We start from the raw sequence: 365 nt of genomic DNA, 5'->3' as shown, positions 1-365 counted from the left end.
CGCCTTTACCCTCGGGGAGTTTACCGAATGCCGCAAGATCCTTGATGCGGTCGATTTCCCGGAGGAGAGGATCCTCAACGTTTCTCCGCGTCGCCTGCTTAACTTCCTCGAGTCGCGGGGCATGCCGGCGATCCCGGAATTTGCTGACCTTTAATTTGTATAACTGGAATAACTGAATGAACGAGTTTTCAATCCTCTGCCGCGTGCTGGGTTCGCTGTATTACCGTCAACCGCAGGACCCGCTGCTGGTGCCGCTGTTTACCCTGATCCGCGAGGGCAAACTGGCCGCCAGCTGGCCGCTTGAGCAGGACGAGCTGCTGGCGCGTCTGCAGAAAAGCTGTGAAATGCAGTCCCTGGCGACGGAC

1 pseudogene is annotated in these 365 nt (G+C 57.8%); it reads left to right on the top strand.

The features are described from left to right. Positions 1–176 precede the first annotated feature (176 nt). Positions 177–365, top strand: a pseudogene (locus PL597_RS26215) (hypothetical protein); the annotation flags it as partial.

Origin of the sequence: Agrobacterium sp. ST15.13.013 (assembly GCF_027956525.1) — a bacterium.
Taxonomy (GTDB): Bacteria; Pseudomonadota; Alphaproteobacteria; order Rhizobiales; family Rhizobiaceae; genus Agrobacterium; species Agrobacterium salinitolerans.
Note: the sequence above shows the minus strand (reverse complement) of the source record. Positions and strands in the feature narration are given on the sequence as shown.